The sequence below is a fragment of the Deefgea rivuli DSM 18356 genome, assembly GCF_000620145.1.
In the GTDB taxonomy this organism is placed as follows: Bacteria; Pseudomonadota; Gammaproteobacteria; order Burkholderiales; family Chitinibacteraceae; genus Deefgea; species Deefgea rivuli.
Genome location: NZ_KK211081.1, coordinates 171,070 through 195,860 on the forward strand (window position 1 = coordinate 171,070; position 24,791 = coordinate 195,860).

23 protein-coding genes and 1 riboswitch are annotated in these 24,791 nt (G+C 41.2%); all 23 genes read right to left on the reverse strand.

Going from position 1 to position 24,791, the window contains the following annotated elements:
* Positions 1-3: 3 nt before the first annotated feature.
* Complete coding sequence (locus Q320_RS0110740) at positions 4-567, reverse strand: sugar transferase (RefSeq protein WP_245591002.1); 564 nt, start codon at positions 565-567, stop codon at positions 4-6.
* 40 nt (positions 568-607) lie between these two features.
* Positions 608-1,552, reverse strand: coding sequence for a UDP-glucose 4-epimerase family protein (locus Q320_RS0110745; RefSeq protein ID WP_027469006.1), 945 nt, complete (start codon positions 1,550-1,552; stop codon positions 608-610).
* Positions 1,542-2,456 (reverse strand): glycosyltransferase, encoded by a 915-nt coding sequence (locus Q320_RS0110750; RefSeq protein WP_027469007.1) that lies wholly within the window; start codon positions 2,454-2,456, stop codon positions 1,542-1,544. Before Q320_RS0110750 ends, Q320_RS0110745 begins: the two co-directional genes overlap by 11 nt.
* A gap of 26 nt (positions 2,457-2,482) precedes the next feature.
* The gene (locus Q320_RS20835) at positions 2,483-3,499 is read right to left on the reverse strand and encodes a glycosyltransferase family 2 protein (protein WP_051534663.1); all 1,017 of its coding nucleotides are present in this window, start codon (positions 3,497-3,499) and stop codon (positions 2,483-2,485) included.
* A complete protein-coding gene (locus Q320_RS0110760) occupies positions 3,499-4,530 on the reverse strand; it encodes an EpsG family protein (RefSeq protein ID WP_156939046.1) in 1,032 nt (343 codons plus the stop codon). Before Q320_RS0110760 ends, Q320_RS20835 begins: the two co-directional genes overlap by 1 nt.
* A gap of 24 nt (positions 4,531-4,554) precedes the next feature.
* Positions 4,555-5,724 (reverse strand): glycosyltransferase family 2 protein, encoded by a 1,170-nt coding sequence (locus tag Q320_RS0110765; protein WP_027469009.1) that lies wholly within the window; start codon positions 5,722-5,724, stop codon positions 4,555-4,557.
* 11 nt (positions 5,725-5,735) lie between these two features.
* A complete protein-coding gene (locus Q320_RS0110770) occupies positions 5,736-6,755 on the reverse strand; it encodes a polysaccharide biosynthesis protein (RefSeq protein ID WP_027469010.1) in 1,020 nt (339 codons plus the stop codon).
* 17 nt (positions 6,756-6,772) lie between these two features.
* A complete protein-coding gene (locus Q320_RS0110775; protein ID WP_027469011.1) occupies positions 6,773-8,125 on the reverse strand; it encodes a lipopolysaccharide biosynthesis protein in 1,353 nt (450 codons plus the stop codon).
* Between the two features lie 17 nt (positions 8,126-8,142).
* Positions 8,143-9,258: a DegT/DnrJ/EryC1/StrS family aminotransferase gene (locus tag Q320_RS0110780; RefSeq protein ID WP_027469012.1), complete on the reverse strand. Its 1,116-nt coding sequence runs from the start codon at positions 9,256-9,258 to the stop codon at positions 8,143-8,145.
* A gap of 2 nt (positions 9,259-9,260) precedes the next feature.
* A complete protein-coding gene (locus tag Q320_RS0110785; RefSeq protein WP_027469013.1) occupies positions 9,261-10,346 on the reverse strand; it encodes a DegT/DnrJ/EryC1/StrS family aminotransferase in 1,086 nt (361 codons plus the stop codon).
* 8 nt (positions 10,347-10,354) lie between these two features.
* Positions 10,355-11,155, reverse strand: a complete 801-nt coding sequence (locus tag Q320_RS20840; protein WP_027469014.1) for a GNAT family N-acetyltransferase — start codon at positions 11,153-11,155, stop codon at positions 10,355-10,357.
* Positions 11,155-11,709, reverse strand: a complete 555-nt coding sequence (gene rfbC / locus Q320_RS0110795) for a dTDP-4-dehydrorhamnose 3,5-epimerase (protein ID WP_035853466.1) — start codon at positions 11,707-11,709, stop codon at positions 11,155-11,157. The genes Q320_RS20840 and rfbC overlap by 1 nt, the downstream gene beginning before the upstream one ends.
* 1 nt (position 11,710) lies before the next feature.
* Positions 11,711-12,595, reverse strand: a complete 885-nt coding sequence (gene rfbA, locus Q320_RS0110800) for a glucose-1-phosphate thymidylyltransferase RfbA (protein ID WP_027469016.1) — start codon at positions 12,593-12,595, stop codon at positions 11,711-11,713.
* A gap of 27 nt (positions 12,596-12,622) precedes the next feature.
* Positions 12,623-13,528, reverse strand: coding sequence for a dTDP-4-dehydrorhamnose reductase (rfbD, locus tag Q320_RS0110805; protein WP_027469017.1), 906 nt, complete (start codon positions 13,526-13,528; stop codon positions 12,623-12,625).
* A gap of 2 nt (positions 13,529-13,530) precedes the next feature.
* Positions 13,531-14,592, reverse strand: coding sequence for a dTDP-glucose 4,6-dehydratase (rfbB, locus tag Q320_RS0110810; RefSeq protein ID WP_027469018.1), 1,062 nt, complete (start codon positions 14,590-14,592; stop codon positions 13,531-13,533).
* Positions 14,592-15,791, reverse strand: a complete 1,200-nt coding sequence (locus tag Q320_RS0110815; protein ID WP_035853468.1) for a GumC family protein — start codon at positions 15,789-15,791, stop codon at positions 14,592-14,594. Before Q320_RS0110815 ends, rfbB begins: the two co-directional genes overlap by 1 nt.
* A 2-nt stretch (positions 15,792-15,793) precedes the next feature.
* Complete coding sequence (locus Q320_RS0110820) at positions 15,794-17,926, reverse strand: SLBB domain-containing protein (RefSeq protein ID WP_027469020.1); 2,133 nt, start codon at positions 17,924-17,926, stop codon at positions 15,794-15,796.
* 392 nt (positions 17,927-18,318) lie between these two features.
* A complete protein-coding gene (locus tag Q320_RS0110830; protein ID WP_211251220.1) occupies positions 18,319-20,466 on the reverse strand; it encodes a YjbH domain-containing protein in 2,148 nt (715 codons plus the stop codon).
* Positions 20,459-21,208 carry a capsule biosynthesis GfcC D2 domain-containing protein gene (locus Q320_RS0110835; RefSeq protein ID WP_169734452.1) on the reverse strand — a complete coding sequence of 250 codons (750 nt, stop codon included), beginning with the start codon at positions 21,206-21,208 and terminating at the stop codon, positions 20,459-20,461. Before Q320_RS0110835 ends, Q320_RS0110830 begins: the two co-directional genes overlap by 8 nt.
* 81 nt (positions 21,209-21,289) lie before the next feature.
* Positions 21,290-21,934 (reverse strand): YjbF family lipoprotein, encoded by a 645-nt coding sequence (locus tag Q320_RS0110840; RefSeq protein WP_084282588.1) that lies wholly within the window; start codon positions 21,932-21,934, stop codon positions 21,290-21,292.
* Between the two features lie 68 nt (positions 21,935-22,002).
* Complete coding sequence (locus Q320_RS0110845; protein ID WP_027469024.1) at positions 22,003-22,269, reverse strand: hypothetical protein; 267 nt, start codon at positions 22,267-22,269, stop codon at positions 22,003-22,005.
* A gap of 345 nt (positions 22,270-22,614) precedes the next feature.
* Positions 22,615-23,685 carry a Wzz/FepE/Etk N-terminal domain-containing protein gene (locus Q320_RS0110850; protein WP_027469025.1) on the reverse strand — a complete coding sequence of 357 codons (1,071 nt, stop codon included), beginning with the start codon at positions 23,683-23,685 and terminating at the stop codon, positions 22,615-22,617.
* 143 nt (positions 23,686-23,828) lie between these two features.
* Positions 23,829-24,473, reverse strand: coding sequence for a protein-L-isoaspartate O-methyltransferase family protein (locus Q320_RS0110855; RefSeq protein ID WP_027469026.1), 645 nt, complete (start codon positions 24,471-24,473; stop codon positions 23,829-23,831).
* Between the two features lie 90 nt (positions 24,474-24,563).
* A riboswitch (TPP riboswitch) is annotated at positions 24,564-24,717 on the forward strand.
* Positions 24,718-24,791 lie beyond the last annotated feature (74 nt).

Here is a 24,791-nt window from a genome sequence, read left to right on the forward strand (position 1 = left end):
AATTTAATGTGTAATCCCATCACGGCGAATAACTTTCAAAAAAGTCAAAAACATAATTTTTAAATCAAATAAAAAAGAACGTTTTTGCAAATATTCAACATCAAAACCAACTTTCACCGGAATCGGCAACTCATCACGGCCATTAATTTGCGCCCAACCCGTTAATCCAGGCAACAACTGCTCAACGCCCTGTTCAGTACGCAATGCAATTAAATCATTCTGATTAAATAAAGCTGGACGTGGCCCAACAAAGCTCATGTCACCTTTCAAAATACACCAAAGCTGCGGCAACTCATCCAAACTCGATTTACGCAAAAAATCACCCACTGGCGTTAAACAAGATTTAGGATCTGCCAGTAAATGCGTTGCGACGGCAGGCGTATCAGTTCGCATTGAACGAAACTTAGGCATTTTGAAAATGCAATTTCGAATTCCAACCCGATCAGACCAATATAGTGCGGGCCCTTTTGATGTGAGTTTTACCAACAAACCGACCAAAATAATGAGTGGTAAAAAAACGATAACTAAAATAAGAGACAATAAGAAATCAAAACAACGCTTCAACATAAACTAAACCCAATAAATATAAAATAACGAGAACGCCGGTTTACTTTGTGTGCCGCAAATAATGCTGCGCCGTTTTTAACAAAGCCTCATCCACACTGACTGGCGGCTCCCACCCCAATACATCACGCGCCTTGGAAATATTCACCTGCAAAGAGCCACACAAACGCTGCGCCATATCGGCTTTACCCAACAACTTAGCACCAAAATTCAAAGCCCACATCGGCACAGGAATCAAACGACTAGTTACATTCAATGCCTTAGCCATGCGCTGCAATAATTCAGTCGTCGACAAATCCTCACCATCGCCCGCCAGAAAAATCTGATTCGCAGCCGCAGGATGATGAGTACAAGTCCAAATCAAATCGACCAAATTATCCAACGCAACGAGACTGCGCTTATTCTGAATCGTACCTAAAGGCAAAGGAACACCTTTTTGCAACCATTTCATCATTGCCGCGAAATTAGCTTTAACTCCAGGCCCATAAACCAAAGGTGGACGAATAATGACCACCTCTATTCCCGTTTCCTTAGCCAGTTGAAGCAAACCCTGCTCCGCCTCGTACTTAGAAACGCCATAATGATCAAGCGGCGCAGCCATATCATAAGCATTAAACGGTAGGCCTAATTTCGTGGCTTCACCGTTGACTTTAATCGAGCTAATAAAAACAAAGCGATGAACACCAGCAGCAACAGCTTGCCGAGCTAGATTTAACGTACCTTCAACATTAACTTTGCGAAATTCAGCCAGAGGGTCAAGAGAAGCATCATTCATTACATGCACACGAGCAGCAGCATGAATAATCACATCAATATCAGCTAATGCCTCAGCCCAAACCGTACTACTATCAATATTGCCTACAAAAATAGTTTCACCATCGCCCTGCCTTGCAACCGCACGAAATGGAATATCATTTTGGCTTAAAAGAGAACATAAAGCATTACCGACAAAACCGTTTGCACCTGTGATTAAAAGCTTATTTTTCATGTTTACGCAGCATAAGAATAAAAACAATAAAACCCAAACGATCACGAATCCGTCGACGACAACTAGGCACGGAAAGTAGCAGTTTGAATTTATTTAAAAATGATGGATTTTTAACCCATTTAATAACTGATACCTCATTCGCATTAATTACGTTTGCAATCAACATAATTTGCTTTAAATACCAACCATCACTCAATTTATTAAACCTAGATTTTGCAGCAGTAAGGCCATTATTCACCCCAACAACATTAGTAGCATGCTGCCGATAGCGCATACTAGGCACAGGGTCAATAAACCAACTTAGCCCATTATGCCTAGCCCAAGCATAAATAAACCAATCATGCAGTGCAATACCATTCATAGCATCTATCTGCTGGATAATAACGCCTTTTAATTTCTCTGCAACCGCAGCCTGTATTACATACGTACAGCCTGGCCCCGCCGCCTCAAAATAGTGATCCCATTCCTGCTGCGGCTGAGCTTTATCAATAACCATTTCACGCCCATCAACCCAAAATGCAGTCACATTGCTTGAATAAATATTAGCGCCCTCTTTATCAAGAGTATTAATTGCACGAATCAGCTTGTCTTCAGCCCAGATATCATCTTGGTCAGCAAATGCAACATAATCAAATTCTTCAAATGATACATCCCTTAATAATCTAAAGAAATTTGCACCAGCACTGCCATACACGCCCCCTGTGTGCAACAGTTTAATGCTCTCGTTGCTGGAATAAGTTCTAACAAGATAATCCTCTGTTCCATCACTTGATTTATCTGTACTAATATACAGAGTTACTTCAACGACAGACTGAGATAAAATAGATTCAATTTGAGCATTAAGCCACTCAAGACCATTATATGCAGCAAGCAGCACCGCAGTTTTATATATCTTTACACTCAATTCATTTAATCCAGGTACATTTAAAATTAATGCGGTCTTATTTTAAGTAGATTTAAAACCTGCGAAACCATTCTTAGCACTTTAGGGTATTTACAAAAAACAATCATGATTCTATTCTTTAATGGAAGAACACTTAAAACATTATCCTCAGCCATGTAGTTATAAAAACCATACTGCCTAACAATAGAGAAACACAAAATATAATCACTAGATGATCGTATTCTATATGCAGATTGAATTAAAAATCCGGCAAGAAGCTTCAGTGTATAGGCCTTATATAAATTAAGTTCAACGATATTATTCACATCAATCACATCACTGCGAAGAACTTCCAAAAGCAGACCCAAATCAAACAAGCTTTGAGATGAAATCTTACGCGTCGTGCTATTTTCACGAACTAACACATGATAATAAACTTTGGACAAGAACAAAGTTTTTTTGGCAAACTTCGCCACTAACTTAGAAAAAACAGGGTCTTCATATTTTCTTAATTCAGGAAATCTAATCTGATTATCCTCAATAAATTGTCGTTTATAAATCTTATTGCAAGGTGATGAGAAAATATCCACATCAAGCATCGCATTGCAAAATATATCAGGGGAAAATAAATTTTCACAAGAAAAAACAGACATCGTCTTAACTAAATGACCACTCTCAGAAATGAAATCTAATCCAAAATTAAGAAAATCAGCATCATTTTCTTGAAATGCACGAAACACATCCGCGCACAAAGCTAAATCGATCCAATCATCACTATCAACAAACATGATGTAGTCACCGCTAGCCATCCTTAAGCCCGCATTCCTCGCCAGCCCCTGACCTTCATTTATCTTAGAAACAACCTGTATTCGAGAGTCAGACTTCGCATGCTCTTGAGCAATCATAAGCGAATTGTCAGTAGAACCATCATCAATCAACAACAACTCAAAATTATCAAATGATTGATTACGAATACTTAGAATACACTTATCTAAATATTGTTCAACATTATATATCGGCACTATAATGCTAAATACTGTATTCCCCAGTAATTTTATCGGCATCAATTCCTCTCCCAATAAAAATGATATGGCGCAAATGGAGCTAGTCCAACCCCACTTTCATCACTAAAATTCTTCAATCTGAACGTTGCAGCTACAATACCAAGCAACATCAGCAGGAAAAAATTTCGATAATTAAATCGAATCCCAAGAATTCGCATATAGCAGGTCACATACAAATGAATTAAGTACAAAACCAAAAGCTGAATTCGAACTCCAGCATAATTAAACTTTGCATACACAAAAGAAACAAAAACAAGTACAAGTAGAAAACATAATGGAGCCAATATTTGAGACCTTAATCTTCGATCACTAAAAAAAATTAACAACGAAAAAAAGGAAATTAGCAATGGAACCACGCCAGAAAATAAACCAACACCTTCGAGCTCCGAAACAGTACCTACTTTCACAGAAAGATACTCACTAAATACTATGGAAGAAACCAACAAAAAGCAAACAGAATACACTATATAAATATATCGCCGTTCAATCAGCATCAATAATATCAATCCCAGCAATAGACTTGAGATTTGAATTGTGCCAGCCAAAACCAACAACATAAAAAATAATTTACGCCGCCCAGAAATTAGGTAAGCAGCCCCTAAAGTTACAATTGAAAATGCCAAGCCATAGCGCAAGCCATTCATTGACATATCAAGAAAAAAATAAGGGATAATTATGCTAGAAAATAAAATAGGCTTACGGTCTATCTTTATAATTCCAATATACAATACAACAACAATGATAGTTGTGATCATCATCATCAACAACTTTGTATCCGCAGATATTTCAGTCAAAAAAAGAATAAGTAGCTCGAATCCTGGCTCAAAAATTAGTGAAAGACCTTGATTTGCCTTTATAAAATCAATAGACTGCTCGTAAACTGCAGAATCTACACCAACCAATCCTCTAAAAATACTCAGCAAAACAAATGGAATACTGGCAACAATAAAAAAAGAAAGCATCCTTTTTTTCTGAAGGCCAGCACCAATCATTAGAAAATAGAAAGCAAATGAAATTAAATAAGGTAGCACGTCAAACAACCCACTTTATGACAATCATGGGCACCGCCAAGGAGAGAGCAGTATCCGTAACTCCTCACTATTTAGCGCCTTGCATACATCATGTGTATTTTTAAATTCAACTCGGCATGTTTTAGCACTAACTGGAGTAAATCGAAAAAGCCTCAATCCTACTCTCTTAGTAATATCAAGCAGCTCTAAAAAAAAACCAGAAAACAATTTGATATATTTAAGATAATGATCATCTGCCTTAAAAATCGAGCGAAGAGATGTTAACGTAATTGAATTGTGATATCTATGAAAAATAAAGCATTTAGCATACAAGCGGTAAAAGTCCGGAGAACTGCCATTATAATTTGCACAATCAATTGCCTTTAGTAGAGAAAAAGACCAAACAGTCGGTACACTATAAAATTCAGGTATACGCTCATCCCACACTAAATCCTTAAATGCACCAATGTGAGCATTATCTCTTAGCGCCCCAACATGAGTACCGTTCGCACTTTGTCCAGCGGTACTAGCACCAGAGGCGCCGGGAATAATTGCAGGATAATCAATCGTTACACATTTGCTCGATTCAAGAGAAATAAGTGCCGAACTAAATATATCAGGGCTAACACCACCAAATAGTTCACCATACTTTGCTTGAATCCGCTTTGCTAAGCTATGAGAGATCATTCCAGCATATGCCCTAGGCATATTCAATACACCTGCTCCGAAATTATGCAGCGCTTCATCTAATGCCCCACGTGCATTAAGTGGCTTCACTTGACCTGTAAAAGCCGAAATATATAAAGCACCAGAATATGCATCACCTTTTCTTGCATGCATAAAATCTGGCCAGTAATACAATGCAGGATGAGAAAATTTAATTGAGTCTATTTCTTCTAACTTTGCATATTTCGCAATATCGATGACCGACGGATGAACAAGATCATCATCGCCGATAAAAACCAAAAATTCACCAGTAGCTGCACGGCATGCTAAGTTAAAGTTTTCAACAACATTTAGCTTTTTCATTGGACGAATCAAATTTAGCCGATTCAAACCATCGACCCCCACCAACTGACTTGATATCAAATCAATGTCAGATGTGTCCGAAACAATTACCTCAAGCTCATCAGAAGCGCCCAAAAGCGCTTTGATCGTAGGAATCACATAGTGAGCTCGATTGTGTGTAGGAATAATTACAGAAACAATAGGCATTGTAAAATCACTCAATTATATTTAAGCCCTAATTCTGCACGAACATAACTCAAAGTAAGTAACAGCTCTTTGATTTCTTCGATACGCAGTCTATTTGTATTATGAGAGGTATAATCGTCAATATCATTAGCCTCAGGCTGACCTTCTACAATAAATTTATCATAATTTAAATCTCTATTATCTGCTGGAATTCTATAATAGCGACCCATATCACTTGCTTTCGCCATTTCTTCACGAGAAACTAAAGATTCATAAAGTTTCTCGCCGTGCCGAGTACCAATAATATTAATTAAAGCATCGCTATTTAGTAACTCCTTAATAGCAATTGTCAAATCTCCAATTGTACTTGCTGGAGCTTTTTGAACAAAAATATCACCTTGTTCGCCGTGCTCAAATGCGTGCAATACTAAATCTACAGAATCTTCAAGAGACATTAAAAAACGAGTCATATTCGGATCTGTAACCGTCAATGGTAACCCAGCCTTTATTTTCTCAATAAATAGTGGAATTACGGAGCCACGAGATGCCATTACATTGCCATAACGTGTTGCACACATTACCGTACCACCAGCAGCTACGGTACGTGATTTAGCGACCAATACTTTTTCTGCCATTGCTTTTGAAATGCCCATGGCATTAATTGGATATACGGCCTTATCTGTACTCAATAAAATAACGCGTTTTACGCCAGCATCGATAGCTGCATTTAATACATTTTCTGTACCAATTACATTCGTTCTCACAGCCTCCATCGGGTAAAATTCACATGATGGGACTTGCTTTAATGCCGCAGCATGAAATACATAATCAACACCCCGCATGGACTGTCTAACGCTTGTATAATCCCGCGTATCACCGATATGAAATTTTACTTTAGGGTTAGCAATTGCAATCCTCATATCTTCTTGCTTTTTTTCATCCCGACTAAATACGATGATCTCACGTACATTCGTGTTTAAAAATCGATTCAATACAGTATTACCAAATGAACCCGTACCACCAGTAATCATTAATACTTTATCATCAAACATTTACGACTCCGAATAAGCTATTTCAATAAAAAGAAACAAATAATAAGAAACAATGATACAGGGCCAGTTGCTAGAGATGCTGCATAGACAGCGTATATTTTAACTTGGCGAAGCATTACAGAGCGCCCCCAAGATAAAATTGTCGAGCAAGAATGGTAAATCGCATAACTCGCACAAACAAAATCTAATCTATTAAACCATGAACCTATAAAAATGCAAAAGATCAACGTAACTGTAAGCAATACAGAAAGTCTCGCTTGAAAATTGAAATCTTGAATTGATGTTAGAAATACAAATGGAATAAACCCTAGCGCGCCAATAGCTAGTCCAGGCATTAAAATTGCTACATACTTGGACACTAGAGGAACAAAAGGAAAAGACCTAAGCCAAAAATGTAATATTTCATCACGAAAAAATAGCAAAAATAAAGAAATAGATAAAATAACTCCAAGCATAGCGAATACAAAATATTTAACTAAATGACGTATTTCTTCATTTTTTACTTGTGTCACCGCCGAAACTATTTTTGGTTGGAAATATTGTGCAATAGGCCCACCTAAAATTGCAAGCGGCGTCATACAAAACGTCATTGCAAAAAAATAAGCGGATACCTCAGCGGCAGACATATAGCGTGAAATAATTAGTTTATCCGCTTGTAATGCTAACGCTCCAGCAACGCCAAACATAAAAAGCGGTCGACCAGACACAGCCACCTTTTTTACTTCTGCGAGAGTAATTTTTTTACGCCTCCGACAGTCTTTAAAAGTATTAATTCCAATAAAAACACGATGTAATATTAAAACATGCAGAATACCCAAACTACAGTGCACAATTAAAAATCCATCAACTGATGGCGTGATATATTTCAACACCAACAAAGTGCAAATAGCTTTAATTAAAACAGAGATGGCTTGAATAGCACTTACTGATTTATATTTCTGTACTGCAATGAGCGCCGTTGTAATAACATTTTGTAAAACACTAGTGAGAAATAGCGTAAACGCAAGCAAAACACTTTCGACAGCAATTTCATTTAAATAACCAAAAAAACCATGCACAATAAAATATAAAATTGTAACAACAATATAAATTAGCGACAAAAAAGCAATAGAACTAAAATAGGTCTTTATTTTTTCTATGGGCTCAGACTCTATAGCTAACTCACGCCCAACAATAGTTGCCATTCCAAAATCCAACATTAATAGTAATGCTTGAATCGACAGAATAACAACCAATATACTAAACTGATCTACACCTAATAAGTGGCTATATAGGGGGAGAAAAATAATCCCCACGAGTACGCCGCCTGCTTTGCTAAAAAATAGCATTGCTAAGTCAACCAATCCTTTCCTTCTAAGTACTGACTGCATTTTTATTCCAATTAAATTTACGCAGCAGCCAAGACTATATCCGCAATATATTTTAAATCTGTATCATCAAGCCACCAACCGCAAGGCAATGCAATAATAGTTTCTTGTAATGCAGTTGAATTCGGTAAGTTGCTACTTGATATATGCGGATCAAAACAACTATAAGTGTTATTTAAATTGTGCAAAATCGATGCCGCAATACCTTCACTTTTCAATCGTGCAAGTAACTGATTACGTTGTGGAGTACTAATGAGATAGACCCAATATGCAGGCACACTTTGATCCAGCGGTTTTATCGATTTTATGCTGGCGTGCCCTTGAAATCGTTTCTCTAAATAGGCCGCATGGCGACGTGCCATAGCAACTCGCGTCTCAACATCTGATAATTGTATAAACCCTAGAGCGGCACATAAATTATTCATTGTATAAGCCCAACCTGCTTCAGCGACATCTTCTGCCGGATTTATTTCACCATCAGATCGCCTAAATTGACTTAAGTTAATTCCTAATCGGCGTAATCGACGAGCATCTGCTGCACTTTCAGCTGAGCGGCAAACTAATGCACCACCTTCAGTCGTGTTGATTTGCCGATTTGGATAAAATGAATAAACTGCAAAGTCCCCCCATGAGCCAACATTCTTTCCCGCATAAGTAGCCAAAAGCGCGTTATCACAATCTTCAATTAATGCAATACCATGCTCACGACAAATATTCGCAATTTCCGCTACTGGCCCAGGATAACCAGCAACATGATATAAAATTGCAGCTTTAGTTTTAGGAGTAATTAAAGCTAAAAATGCCTTTGGATCAATACATACGCTATCTGGAGATACATCAGCCCATACAGCAGTCGCCCCCATAGCAGCAATGGGCGAATTCGTCGCAAGGCAGGCAAACGGAGTAGTAATTACTTCATCGCCAGCCCTTACACCAGAAAGGTACAATGCCAGATGAATCCCGCTCGTCATATCTACCGTGGTTACAACATGCTCCGCATCAAGTAAGCGACCTAAGCCTGCTTCAAATTGAGAAACATACCCACCTCCAGCGATACGCCCACTCCGTAATACCTCGATAGCAATATCTTCCATTTGAGGCGAATTGAATACACTAAATAATGAGATTGATTTCACACTTAACCTCGTTTTAAGGCATCAACTATTTTTTCTCGATCGTCGTCTGTTACCCACCAACCGCATGGCACGTGAATCATACGCTGATAGTATTTTTCAAGCTGAGGAAGTTCACCTGCATAAGGTTTGAAAATACTGTGATAATGATTGGGGCGATGTAATTTGTTGGCGGCAACCCCAACCTCTGCAAGCCGCTTTTCAATATCAGCAAAATCATCAGAAAATACCGTATAGAGCCAATAGCTCGGTAGCGCTGTGGCATCAAATGTAGGAACGCTAAGCCCAGAGATGCTAGAGATATGTTCATCAAAAAAATGACCGTTAGCTTGATGTCGGCTAATTACATTATCAATAACGTCAAGTTGAGCGAGACCAATCGTCGCTGCAACATTATGCATATTGTATTTATAACCGACACTCGTTATATCAACTTCTGTACGTGGGATACCTTTTTCGAGCCCAAACCATCTAAATTTCTTCGCAGCCCTTAGTAAAGACTCATCTTTAAAAGTGAGCACACCACCATCGATTGTCGTCATATGCTTAATAGCTTGGAATGAGAAAATTGCAAAATCTCCCACACAACCAATGCCTTTATCATTATAACGAGCACCTAGTGCATGAGCACAATCCTCAATTAAAGGTATCCCATGACGCTGAGCAATCTCAGCAATTTCCGCTAAACGAACTGGAATACCTGCGTAATGAACAACAACAATCGCACGAGTTTTTTTCGTGATTTTTTGTGCAATATCTGCCGGATCCAAATTACCTGAGCTAATATCCACATCGGCAAATACAGGAATTGCACCTATCTGCAGAATGACCACATTTGTGGGCTCAGCGGTCATACTTGTCGTAATCACTTCATCACCAGCAGCGACGCCAGCTAACACCAATGCAGCATGCAATGCCGCTGTACCACTTGACATCGCAACTGCACGATCAAGTCCAAAATGCCGAGCGAATTGGCGCTCAAATTCATAGACTGGCTCACCTTCTGCCAACATACCACTATAAAGCACCTGCTCTAGCATTGGCATTAGTTTATTACTTTCTGGCAAACCTACTTTAATTAGTGGCAGCATGTTTTCCCTTAGATTCTATCTAGTAAACCAATCCAAATTTTTTCATTTATGGTATTCGCATTCAAACTAGAATCGAAAACCAACCACATCTGATTTGCTTCTCCATCAAGAGTAACAATCCCATACTCTCCATCAATTTTCTTGATTAAACAATCATCGCTCGATAATAAAAATTTAATTCTACGCGGCATCAAATTTCTAACGGCAGAAAGCACCACACCGACATCACCAGTCCAATCGACGAGTGTTCTAATAGAACCATTATCTACATAGCTAAATGAAGAAGCATCAACAACTACTTTACTGCCTGAAATTGAAAATGAAGGAATAACAGGTAGATCAAACTGCTCAAATTTCTGATTAAAACTTAATTCTTTATCAGAAAAATCTATTGTGCCTGAAAACGCTTTTCCTACCATTTCAAAACCATGCCCAACATATACAGCGGGAAATCGTGTCCATAATGTGCAAGCTGAAAAATCAATCTCTTTTGCTAATTTAATCGCTCGGTCTAGCAATAATTTTGCTATACCGCTGCCTCGACATTCACTTGCTACACACACAAGTCCAATAACCCCATAAACACCAATCTCAGAATGTACACATCGCTGCAGAACTAAGCCACCAATGACACGACCAGCTTTTTTGCATAGAATATAATAAATATTATCTGAACTATTCAAAAGAAAAGGAACGTGTTTTTTCAATGAAATCCCACGCTCTCTAGATTTAAAGAAAACATCCCAAACCAGTTCAGAAAACCCGACATTTGGCTGTGCTTCAATAAAAAATTCAATATCATCATTCATTAATAAAATCTTTTAAGAAAATCCTGCTGATCAAAGGTAATACCCGCTTGATCTTTTTTAGATAACTGAGGTTCAACATCTAAAGGCCATTGAATATCTAAATTTTTATCATTCCACAGCAAGCTACGTTCAAACTCCGGATGCCAATAATCAGTCGTTTTGTACAAAAATTCAGCGACTTCACTTACGACGACAAACCCATGTGCAAATCCTTCTGGAATCCACAACAGTCGCTTATTTTCTTCACTTAAGGTAACCCCCACCCATTTCCCAAACGTGGGCGAAGATTTACGAATATCTACCGCCACGTCAAATACTTCACCCCGTGTGCAACGCACCAATTTACCTTGTGGATGTTGAATTTGGTAATGCAAACCACGCAAAACACCCTTTACTGATTTCGAGTGATTATCTTGTGCAAACTCTACTTTTCTACCAATTGCTGCTTCGAATTTGGCTTGATTAAAACTTTCGTAAAAAAAACCACGCTCATCACCAAACACGGCAGGTTCAATAATTTTTACATCCGGAATTTCGGTATCAATAATATTCATTTTAATAAATGATCTCTTTAATCAAGCGCAATAGATATTGACCATAAGCATTTTTCTTCAATGGCTGAGCCAACTTCTCAACCTGCGCCGCATCAATCCAGCCTTGGCGATAAGCAATTTCTTCTGGGCAACACACTTTCAAGCCTTGACGGGCTTCGATAGTTTGGATGAATTGGCTGGCTTCCAGCATGGATTCATGGGTTCCTGTATCTAGCCATGCATAACCACGACCCATGGTTTGTACATCCAGCTGACCTTTTGCAAGGTACGCTCCGTTCACATCGGTAATTTCTAGCTCCCCACGTGGTGATGGCTTAATATTTTTCGCGATTTCGATCACGCTATTATCGTAAAAATACAGCCCCGTGACCGCGTAATTCGATTTCGGTTTAGCTGGTTTCTCTTCGATGGAAAGCGCTTTTCCGTTGGCATCAAAATCAACCACGCCGTAACGCTCAGGGTCATTCACGTGGTAAGCAAATACACTCGCACCACTATCTTTGGCAGACGCCGCTTGCAATAGCTCGGCAAACTCATGGCCGTAGAAAATATTATCGCCCAGCACCAAAGCCACGTCATCTTGACCAATAAAGCCTTCCCCAATGATAAACGCTTGCGCAAGACCATCTGGACTAGGTTGCACTGCATATTGCAATTTGATACCCCACAGACTACCGTCGCCGAGCAATTGCTCAAAGCGGGGCGTGTCTTGTGGGGTGGAAATAATCAAAATATCGCGTATACCTGCTAACAGCAATGCACTGAGCGGGTAGTAGATCATTGGTTTGTCATAGATAGGCAGCAGTTGTTTAGATACGGCGATCGTTGCTGGATACAAACGCGTACCGGAACCGCCTGCCAAAATAATACCTTTACGATTTGCCATGCTAATTCCTTGTGTCTTTTAGTCGATTCACGACGGTTTTAATAGCGTCATCACTTGCTGTACACCCATAGTCCAATCCGGCAAAACTAGGCCAAAAGTATCTTGCAGCTTTTGAGTATTGAGCCGTGAATTAGCAGGGCGTGGTGCAGGTACTGGATAGTCAGTTGCAGGGATGGCTTTGATCTCTTTGCGGCTAAGCTTTAGGGTATAGCCTTGCAGGATAGCAAGATCATTAACTAGCGACGCATACCCGTGCCAACTGGTTTCACCACTAGCGACTAAGTGATAAGTGCCAAAATCAAACTGGGCCTGATCTGCAGCATGGAGATATTGCGCAATAATTTGCGCCGTTACATCGGCAATTAAACTCGCCGAAGTCGGTGCGCCGATTTGATCGGCGACCACGCCCAAAGCATCGCGCTGCTGCATCAGACGCAACATCGTTTTTAAGAAATTAGCGCCATGCGCGCCGAACACCCAACTAGTGCGGAAAATCAAATGCTGGCAGCCGCTAGCGCGAATAGCTTCTTCACCCGCTAGCTTCGTTTTGCCATATACAGATTGTGGGTTGGTCGCGTCACTTTCAACGTAGCAACCCGATTTACAGCCATCAAACACATAATCAGTCGAATAATGCACTAGCAATACACCGAGCTTCGCAGCTTCCTCAGCAAAAACCTGAGGTGCGGTTGCATTGAGCAAAGTAGCGAGTTCAACTTCAGATTCGGCGCGATCCACTGCGGTATGCGCGGCCGGATTAACAATGATATCGGGGCGAATACGCTGTACCAATTCACGAATCGCCTCGGGACTGCTTAAATCACACTCATCACGCCCAATGGCAATCACTTCGCCGAGCACGGCAAGGCTACGCTGCAATTCAAAACCGACTTGGCCATTTTTACCGGTAAGCAATATCTTCGTCAAAGCCACGTTTAAGCTCCATACTGGGCTGATACCCACTCAAGATATGCGCCACTAGTCACATTGCTCACCCAATCTTGATTCACCAAATACCATTCCACTGTTTTGCGGATGCCTGATTCAAATGTTTCTGCTGGTTTCCAACCCAATTCACACTCTAATTTGCGCGCATCAATCGCGTAGCGACGGTCGTGACCGGGTCTATCGGTGACATAAGTGATTTGCTCAACATAAGCTTTACCGTCGGCCTTTGGCTGCAATTCATCCAACAAGCTGCAAATTGTATGTACGACATCCAAATTGGCTTTTTCATTCCAGCCACCGACGTTATACGTTTCGCCCACTTTGCCTGCTTCCAGCACACGACGAATCGCCGAGCAATGATCTTTGACGTACAACCAATCACGGATTTGCTGGCCATCGCCATAAATTGGTAAAGCCTTACCAGCTAGCGCATTCAAAATCACCAGCGGAATCAGTTTTTCTGGAAAATGGTAGGGGCCATAGTTGTTTGAACAATTAGTCGTCAATACTGGCAAGCCATAGGTGTGATGCCAAGCGCGCACTAAATGATCCGATGCGGCTTTGCTGGCGGAATATGGGCTATTCGGTTCAAACGCTTTTTCTTCCGCAAACGCCGGGTCATTCGCTGCCAACGTGCCGTACACTTCATCGGTAGAAACATGCAGAAAACGAAATGCAGATTTTTTCATCGCTGCTAAATCAGTCCAATAGCTGCGAACTGATTCAAGTAAATTAAACGTACCGACCACATTAGTTTGAATAAACTCACCCGGGCCAGTAATTGAGCGATCAACGTGCGATTCAGCGGCAAAATTAATCACTGCACGTGGCTGATGCTCAGCCAATAGTCGACTCAGCGCATCCCGATTACCAATATCAGCACGCACAAATATATGACGATGATCGCCATCCAAGCTTTTTAATGTATCAAGATTACCTGCGTAGGTTAACTTATCTACGTTAATCAACAGCTCATCACAACCAGCTAGCCAGTCTAAAACAAAATTACCACCAATAAATCCGGCTCCGCCTGTGACTAAAATTGTCATTATTTTTGACCTTTCCAATATTGTTTTAATTCATTCATACGCACGGCATTTTCAGCATTTTGCGAGGCCTTCTGGAGAGCTTCGCGGATAAACGCCAGCAAGATACCAAAAAAACCACCAGCAAATAGCCCTAACAACACAATTAATCCGCGCTTTGGTTTAAGTTTATTCTCTGGAGGGGTAGCGGCATCGAGCACCTGAATATTTGCACCTTCTTTTGCCTCGTCCAAACGCGCCATTTCTAATTGCTTAGCCATTAGCTCAAACAACATTTCCTGATATTTTACATCACGAAGTTTGCGGATAAATTCTAACCCTGCTTCAGGTACTTTTGCTTTACTGACCAACACATCTTCATCAGTAGAGCCTTTGTTAATTACAAATAACTGCGCTTGCAAACCGGCAATTTCGGCTTTAACCCGTTTGTATTCAGGATTGTCTTCAGTAACAACGGTACTCATCGAACTGAGCTGGACTTGTCTTGCCGCCATTTGCGCTCGGAGGGCTACCAAAGCCTCCATGGTTGCTTTACCTGACGCCTCTAATGTAAAGAATCCAGTTTTTTCCTGCTCTTTTTTTAAAGCAACTTCAGCATCAGCCAGATTTTTTTTGACTTTAGCAAGTTGAATTTCAAACAACTGACGACGTTGTGCTGCTTCGCCTACTGCTAAATGTCCAGATAACGAGCGCAATTCCACAACATAAGCATTGGCTAAATCAGCCGCCCGCTTTGGGTCTTTATCGTTCACTTTAATGCTAATCAAGCCATCTTTACCGGATGTAATAGCTGTACGTGCCTCTAGTGTTTTTAATGCTCCACTAAGCGTTTCCGAAGCGTAATATTTTTTTAAATCAAACTGTTTTACTAGAGGCTCTTGTACGGCACGACTCCCCATCATGCCGATATAGATATCATTTGGATTTTTAATCCCACCAGCACCGCCAGCCAAAGCACCTAGGCCACCGAGTGAAGCTAACATCGCCGATGCGCCCGATTGCTGCTGTGGTGGCAAAATTGTCGTTTCAGCCTCAAAAATTGGCGTTGCTAATAAAGCATAAGTTACCGCTGCCACGCCGAAAATCGCAGTAGTCTTAATAATCAAGGCTTTGTTTTTAACCAACACAATCAATAAATCAATCAAGCTAATTTCATCATCAGGTATTGGAGCCGACTCGGTTGTTAGGTTAGCAGTCGTCATGCTTAGTATCCCAATACATTGATCGCAGCAACACCTGTCGCGAAATTGCTTAGGATTTGAGTCCAATCCATTGCATCTTTCACCCAAGTAGTTTTATCTATCTTTTGTGGCACAATTAGCAAGTCGCCAGGTAAAGCATTTTGACTTAATGCCGTCTTACTTAACCATCCGCGATTATTCGAACCGATAATGCTGCCATCTGCACGCATTACATACACTTGATCTTCATTGGCATCTTCTTTATAACCACCTGCCATATTCAAATAATCCGCCAAGGTTTTTTTACTGCTATATAAAAAAGCAGCGTTTCGGTTATAAACCTGCCCGCTAACCGCTACAGTCGTTGCCTTACGTGGCACATAGAAGCGGTCACCATCTTCTAGAGTGGCATCAGGCAGATCCTCCTCTAAAGCATCAGGCAGCAAGCCAAGCACAATTCGACCTGAAGGCTGTGTTTTACGAATCCGATCTACCAAGCCCTTACCCAGCTCGGTCTGACCTTTTGCCTCAAGTGCGGCAGTTTGTCCCGTCGCATTTTGTAGTTTGGAAGCACTCATAGACGTCGTATTCGCCTCTAACTCATCGGCCATTTCATCCAACGATTTTCTTTGCTGCTCACGCACTGACAAACGAGTCAACTCAGCAGCAAAGAGCCAACCATCTTCGGTCAAGCCACCTGCGCGCTGTACTACATCTTGCAGTGTTTCATTTGACTTAATTTGGTATACCCCCGGAACAGCAACCTCACCTTCAACAGTGACATATTTAGGTAGAGAACCAATTGGAGAGCGCATGTCATTACGAGTAAAAATGGTAACGATATCATCAGCTTGCAATTGAATGTCATTGGCTGGATCTTTTTTCAACGCCTTAGCCAAATTAAAACTAATTAACTTGTTTTCAAAGGTTTTTGGATCCCGCCGCTGAATTGCAGCATAGTCCCAGTTAATTTCTTGTCCGCTTTGGCTACGAATCGTATTTGCTTGCGTCTCTTGAGCTGCGGTTTTAATTGCAGTATTAAATAAACCTTTACTCCGATCTTCCCAATATTTGGGGGTCAAAAGAAAGTCAACATCAGGAATCAAATCAGAAATACGCATTCCAGGCTTCCACTCTGCACGCAAAGCCAAACCTAAACTACTACGCAGATTTACCACACCCTCGTATTTCATCGCCAACGGCTGCCATTGTAAAATATCGCCATTAGTTAATTTAAACGTCGCCAACTCGCTTTGAGCGAGTACTTTTGCACTGCGCGCTTTGCGATGTTTAATTTGCTCTAATTGCACCTGCCCTTCTTTACTCAAGACCGATTCACCACCGACTAAGAGCAGTAAATCTTGTGCAGTTTCACCACCTTTCAATTCATAAATAGCAGGCTGTTTTACTGGTCCCAGCAAAGCGACCTGTGCACCCACTGGCGGGATAAAAATTACATCACCAGATTGCAGGCGCAGATCTTTTGACTTATCGCCCTTAAGCAATAAATCATATAAATCAAAAGTACCCACTGTTTGCCCCATACGGCGCAATTCCAGCCTACGCAAAGAGCCTTGCGCCCCAACGCCCCCCGCCTCCATAATTGCATTGAGCAAGGTACTGTTTGAGTTAACCATCAGCCGACCAGGCGTTTTAGCCATTCCTGTTAAATACACCGGAATTGTGCGTAATTGCCCCATCGAAATCGAAATTTTCAAATCTTTGTAGTAAACAGCAATGGCTTTACCGATAACATGGTCTAACTGGGCAAAGGGTGTCCCTGCCACTGGGATATTTCCAACGCTAGGGATAAAGACCGCACCATTTCGATCAACAACCAAACGACTCGACAAATCCACACTGCCCCATACTTTAAGCAGTAGTTCATCGCCGGGACCAACCGGATAGTCCGCACTGGCTTGCACATCACTACCTGGAGCAAAGTTGGCGGCATCATTACTCAATAGACTTTGACCATATACCGGCACTGATAAACCAAGTGAATCACAAACTAGGCGTTGGAATGGGGAAAAAAAAGCATCTGCAGGATTACAAGGATGAACGGTGTCTGCAGGTACATCACGCCGTTGCCGTAGTTTATTCGCTTCAGATAAGGGGTTGTACACCGGTGCAGTGACCGCATTTTTCCCTTGCATAGAATTGCTAGAGTCACTAAAGTCGCTCGAAGGAACTGTATTATAACCCTTACTTGCTCCTGCCGGATAGCGCAATTCTCCCGCAAAACAAGATAGAACCAGTAGCTGAAAAACAGCAAAGGTGCAGCTCAACTTTTTTAAATTCATAATTATATAAACTACTTTTAGGTATTTAAGAGAAGACTGATTTTTTCTCAGGTCGCTATTCCTGCGCTACGCTTTGCACACTAATCCACAGGATTACCAATAGAAAAATTAGAAGGTGGAAAATAAATCAGCGTAACCTTAAAAATGTATGAATTGATGCGAAATGAATCATCCAGCGCATCAAAATAAAATTTGCCAGATGATAGCAAAATTACAGCATTATTGCCAACAAGCCCACCGTCCACTTACTTGAAGATACTATCAACCTCACCACGTGACTCCGTTAAGCTGTGAAGATTGAATTTCCGCCCCAGTGGCTGACCACCGTCTCGTGTAAGTGCGACCCAAGAAATACTCGCTTTTTGACGCGAGGAACGGACCGAAAACAAATCAAATGGAATCGATAAATAAAACCCCTTAGTAAAGCCACCTTCGCCATATTGTTCCGCACTAACATTGGTTTTAGTGGCAAAAAAACCCGCCCGTATCCCACTATCAAACTCTTTAGAAACATCAATTGTTCCACCAATGTCTTTAGCAAGGTAGCGCCCCACGCTCAGCTTGGCCCAGACATTATCCACATAAGGTAATTTGGTGTATGCAGACAGATTTCCAGTCGTAACACTGTAATCCAGCAAGCCAAATTGGTTTTCCCAATCTCGCTGCCGCACCCAATTAAGATCAAAACCAAGCGCCCAATTAGTATTTAGTGGACGGTACATCACTTCACCACCAACACCAGCAAACATCATTTCCAGATAACCACCATACAATTGCGAGTACCACCCATCAGCAAGCTGGTCAAACCGAGTCAATTGCAAATTGTTTATGCGTACAGGTCTTTCATTCACATATTTTCGAATCAAGGTACGAACAGGTGGCAAGTAATTGCCATCTGGCGGCTGCTCGGTATAATTAAATTGATCATAATTATCAGCTAAATTCAGATAAAGCATGCCTGATAATAAATAATGCTGAGCAAACTTAGCTTCTACCACACCGTTTAAACCAACTTGATACATATAGAATGCTTCTGGCCCACCAATTGACTGAACCAATAAGGGATTGACGTAATAGTTAATCCAATTATCTTTTGCTGGCCGAACAATGTTTTCCAGCGGCATAACGGGCTCTATTGTAATAGGCTCAGCCACAACATTAGCCACACCCAATACAGGCTCTTGATGTTGTAAAGCCAATTGATTTCGATCAATTACGGTTTTTTCAAGCGGCATACCTTGCTTAGTTTCTATTAAATTAAATTGCTGGATACTCGCAGGCGCCGAATTAGCAAGAATGATAGCCGCTCGATCAATAGCCTCATTTGGATTGCGATATTTAGTTTGCTCTGCAACAACAGTTAAACTTTGTTCATCGGCATGAATTTCTGCATTTTCCCAGCCTGCACTGTGATTAAGCTGCTCAGCCATTTTTTCCCATGGCGCATCAACCAGATTTGTCGCAGGCGAAGGTTGATAAATCTCACTAGCAGGGTTTGACATAGGCCGTAGTGAATTCAAATTGTTTCGGAAAATAAGGCCAAACATCAGCGTATTGCCACGCTGATAACTCAATTGGGCATCGATAAAATCAGCGACTCTATATACAGCCCCTACATTAATCGGGCTACGCTGAGCAATTGTGCCCGCAAATTCATTTCGATAATCATTACCATCATATTCAAATTTCAACCGAAGTGAGGGCCAAGGAGTTTGATATTCCAGACCGCCAAAAATAGAGCTTTCCCCATGAAAAAAGCGCTTAAAATTAGTCTGCCCACCCGTACTACCGCCGTATCCCCCGACACGAGAGCAAAATGAATCCTTCACTCTACAGAAAGGATTTGTAATATTGCTGCCTTTCGCTAAATAGCCCCAACCCAAGCCCAATGAAAAATCAAGCGGACCAAACTGCTTATTGGCAACTACAAACTCACCATCAAACAACCCTGTCCCCGCCACATCGCGAAACCCCAAACTAAGCTCTGGCTGATAATAGTTTTCTTTGAGTAGGCGGAATTTAACATCAACACCTTTATCTTTATGCGTTTGATCTCCGCTAAAATCAGCCGCACCATACAAACGAGTTGTAGTATCGGTATAACGCACAGTGGTTTCCAACCAAGGCAACACTTGTAGCGAAATAGAGTAACGACGGTATGGATCGTTATCCATCAAATTTAGACTGAGCTCTCCTTCTTTTGCCATTCTGGCCGTAGGCATTTGCATCAATCCTACACCGCCAAAATCAGATTGAGATGGACCAATAGGGTCAGCCGTATTACCCGCGCAAGCACCGAATGAAATTAGCAATCCCATTAAAGGACTTAACTGCGGTACAGTATTACGTATATTATTTAATACAAAATTTGTATGCCGATTTGCTTTAATCATCTTTACCCTCTTCGCCTGCAGCTAGCAATTGGGCAATGTCATCATTAATATTTTCCATAGAATCAGGCAGTTGATTTGAACTGATCGGTATATAAATAAAACTACCCGGTAAAATATCCACTTCGCGATAATTCCAGTATGCATTGTCAATTCTTGAAATCTGACCATCAGGAGAAATAACATAGATAAAATTAAGCTCAGCCCAATCCTGATAACGATCTCGATCAACAAGCCCACTATGCAATACTTTTGCATTAAATCTTAAAGTTTGGCTTTGTGCAGTCAAACCAATTATTTCAATAGTCTTTGGACGGGATCGAAGTTGAATCTGATAGTCCCCAATCAACCGAGGATTGGCAGTAGGGCGCAGACGAATCCAGTCTGGATCTAAATTAATATTTATCCGACCAAACGGTTTAAATCTTTCTATATCACGCCGTAACTTAAGGACACCCTTATTTTTTTGATCTAATTGGCTCAACTGTTCTAAAATTTTATTTTTTAGCAGCAAAGCATCGTTCTGGCTATTTGCATTTCGAATATAAGTCGCAGGCCAATATGACAAGGGAGGGATTAATAGCTGATCTACAACAACTTCAAGCTTGGCGCCATCAGCATAAGAGATTGATTTTTCATTAACTTGCAATATGCCCGCATGCGCGCCTAATATGAGCAAGCTAGAAAAAATGACAAATATATATTTTGATTTGTAAACACTCAAACTTAGAAATTTTAAATTCACAATCACCGACTCGTATATAGATTTTTTTATTTAATCAGATAGCCATCATCACGCACAAAAATTTAAATCCACACCAAGCACTCAATTTAATACCGTTATTTCTACAGGGTACTCAGCAGGATTAGCATATTGCTTGCTATGTAGGATTTTTTCTGTTTTTGGATCAAACCAAAATTCATTATCAAACACCACACCTAAAGCAGAAATTTTATTACTTTCAATCAAACGATTTAATATACGTTCGGTATTAGCTATTTTTATTTTTTGACCGACTTCAAGCCTATAGCTGGATTTGACTTGATAATTACTAAGCACCTGCTTACCTAACTGCCAATCCATTTGGCGATTCCAACTAGTTTTACTGTTGATATTACCCAACCCCTTCGTCAACGGATCATTATCTAAATTACTAATATAACGGGGTCCAAATGGTACGCCTTCGATACTAACCAAACGTCCCTGTTGAGTCGTGACCATATTCCGATCAGCCGTTACCCACTTATACTGACCATTCTCAATCAAAGCTAGCACTGCGACTACCTGCGGATTACCACCCAAACGTAAATACACACTAGTAAAAGGTTGCTGCCGAATTTGTTGCTCACTCAAAATGACGTCGCTAGGACGGTCCAACAAGTGTCCCATCGTGTCAATATACCCCTTGCCAACGTTACTACAGCCCTGAAAAACAAGAACAAAAGGCAAAATTTTCAGATAAGGGGGCATAATCACAATGTCAAAACAATAAAAAAAAGGCCACCATACGGTGGCTCATGTACGACTTCTAACTGTAATTAACCGCCAGTTGAAGTAGTCGTACTTGTACTCGTCGTTGCATTATCATCATTGTTAGTAACCGAAACAATGCCGGCAACAGCAGCGATACCCACAACAGCCAGAATGCCCGTTGCGGCAGCTGTACTTACACCCAATGCAGATGACACACCACCAACAACGCCACCAGATGTCGTTGGCGCAGCTACAGCAGCTTCTTCACCAGCAGCAAATACATTGCCTGACAATAAAGCGGCACCTAGTAATACAGCAGTCAAATTTTTCATTTTTCAAGTCCTTTTTGATATTAAAACTTCAAATAGATACACCAGAACACTGGTTTTCATCACCTGTCCACCACAAAAACATGATGTTTTGTAAGTAATACGCAGGTTCTAATTCAAGAAACTGATTATAAGGAAAAGCAGATGAAAATCAATCACAATATTTTGAAACACTTACGATGAAACAACTCACTAATATAGTTGAGACTTTATTTTATACACTATTGAAGTCAAGAAACAAAAATTCACTTTCAGACATACGCTCTCATCTGCTTTGCCAACCTAGTGAACGCTATACCTAACGCTTGTAGTGACTACGCTTTTAATGGGAATCAAGTTATTTACAACTTAACTCCCACGCCAAGCTGCCGAAATTTTATTGAACAAAACCAAAGATTGACTATTTTCACGAGACTTAACAATCGCTTCAGCAATAAACGCCCACAGCACAGCAAAAAATAAGGCTGCAAATGCCGACAACAACACGATTAGTGCTCGTTTAGGGCCTGACTTTTCATCAGGTACTTCTGCAGCCGTCATTTTCAGCTCATCACGTTCTTGTTTTCTCAAGAGCTCAATCCGCCGATCAAGCCGCTCTACTAAAGCATCCCAATAGGCTTGCTGTTGCAAGGCGTCAACCGATGCAATCCATAGGCCCGTATTATTGACAGAGGCTTGTTTTTTCATACTGTCAACGACTAGGCGCTGCAAACTAGCCAATTGATCTTGCATTCGTACTAATTCGTTTTGCATCAAATCGGAAAGCCCACCTTGCAAAGTGGACTCCGCCTGAATCGCCGCTAGGCTAATGATGCCGTAACGATCAGCAGCCGATAGTGTTGCAATCGTAGCCGCCAGATCTGGCTGCTTAATTTCTGCATCAAACTTCGCTTTATTCTTCAATGCTAATTCACGCCGTGTTTCTAAATCATAACGCTGCTTAGAAATTTCCAACAAGCGCAAACCATACAGATTTTCTTGCAGCGCCAAGCCCATTCGATTAGCAAGCTGTGCCGCAAACTCAGGATTATTATCGGTTGCGCTCACATCCAAAAATCCATCTTTTGTATTTAGTGTGACTTTGACTGCTTTGGCCATTTCTTTGCGAGTCGCTTGGCGGCCTTGAGTACCAAAGTGCTCAGCCAGCTTCATTTCTTTCGCCACTTGCTCGATCACCTGATCGTTCGTTAATACCCAGTTGTACACTGGCGCATTTTTTGACGGCGCAATTTTGAGCGTAGCGGTATAGTCGTTAGGCAGGTTCACTGCAACAGCGGCTGCAATTAAAGCAGCAAGAATAGGCAAACCAATAATAATTTTTTTATGCTTGGCGAACACCAAGAGCAAATCCAGCAGCGATATTTCATCCTCTTCAACTGATTGATTACTTGGCAAGACAGATTGGTTTTCAGCAGTCATGGATTCAGTGTCTTTACATTAAATTTTTAAAGTATTCATCAAAACGTCGCATATTGTAGCGAAACTAGCATCGATTTAGCTAACTATGTAAGAAAAAAGCCAGCACTCAAGCTGGCTCTGGCGATGTTCCCCAACAAAATGCTTTAAAATTCAAACACCGCAACCGATTGCTGCAAGCGTGGCAGATTGTACTCAAATACTTTGGTGCTACTAAAATTGTCTTGAGCATTACGTTTTAGCAACGTGGCGCTCATGATCGGCTCTTCACCCACAATCACAATAAAACGCCCGCCAATCGCCAATTGCGTTTGCAATTGCGCAGGTACTTCGGCGAACGACGCTGTTGCGATAATCGCATCAAATGGCCCGTTTGCGTGAGCGGCCAAAGCATCACCCACCTCAACGCGCGCGTTTTTGATGCCGGCGGCTTTCAATTGCGCATTAGTGAACTCGGCTTGTGCCGCATCGCTTTCAATCGACACCACTTGCGCACAGAGACCTGCCGCCAATGCCACCAAATACGCAGCACCTGCGCCAACGACCAAGAGTTTATCCGTCGGTTTCAAATCAACTTCTTGCAAGAACCGTGCTTCGACTTTAGGTGCGAGCATCAAGTTCCCGTTACCGAGTGGCAACTCCACATCGACAAAGGCCAACTCTTTTTTGTCCTGTGGCACGAAGTCTTCGCGGCGGGTTTTTAGGACTCGATCAAGGATCACTGGATTTAACACATTCCACGGGCGAATCTGTTGTTCAACTAAAAGATAGCGTGCGTTTTCCCAATCCATGTTTGCTTTACCTCAAGACAAGCCGACTACGGCTATTGGTTATTCGAATTTATCTTGCAATTATCCCACAACTCTTTTAGTTTCACATTCATGAATCGCTAGGGGTTCTGATTAATCTTCATTTTCTTGCGCAAACCGCAGTTTTTCACAGTGCCGCGCAGCCAAAATGAAGTGCAATCGGATGAGATATACCCTTGAACCTGACACGGTTAATACCGGCGTAGGAAAGCGAGACGCGCCTTTGCGCCCGCCCCTCTCCTACGCTGCCCGCTTTTTTTAATAAATGCGCCAGCGAGCGCAACTGGCCATCACCACGCT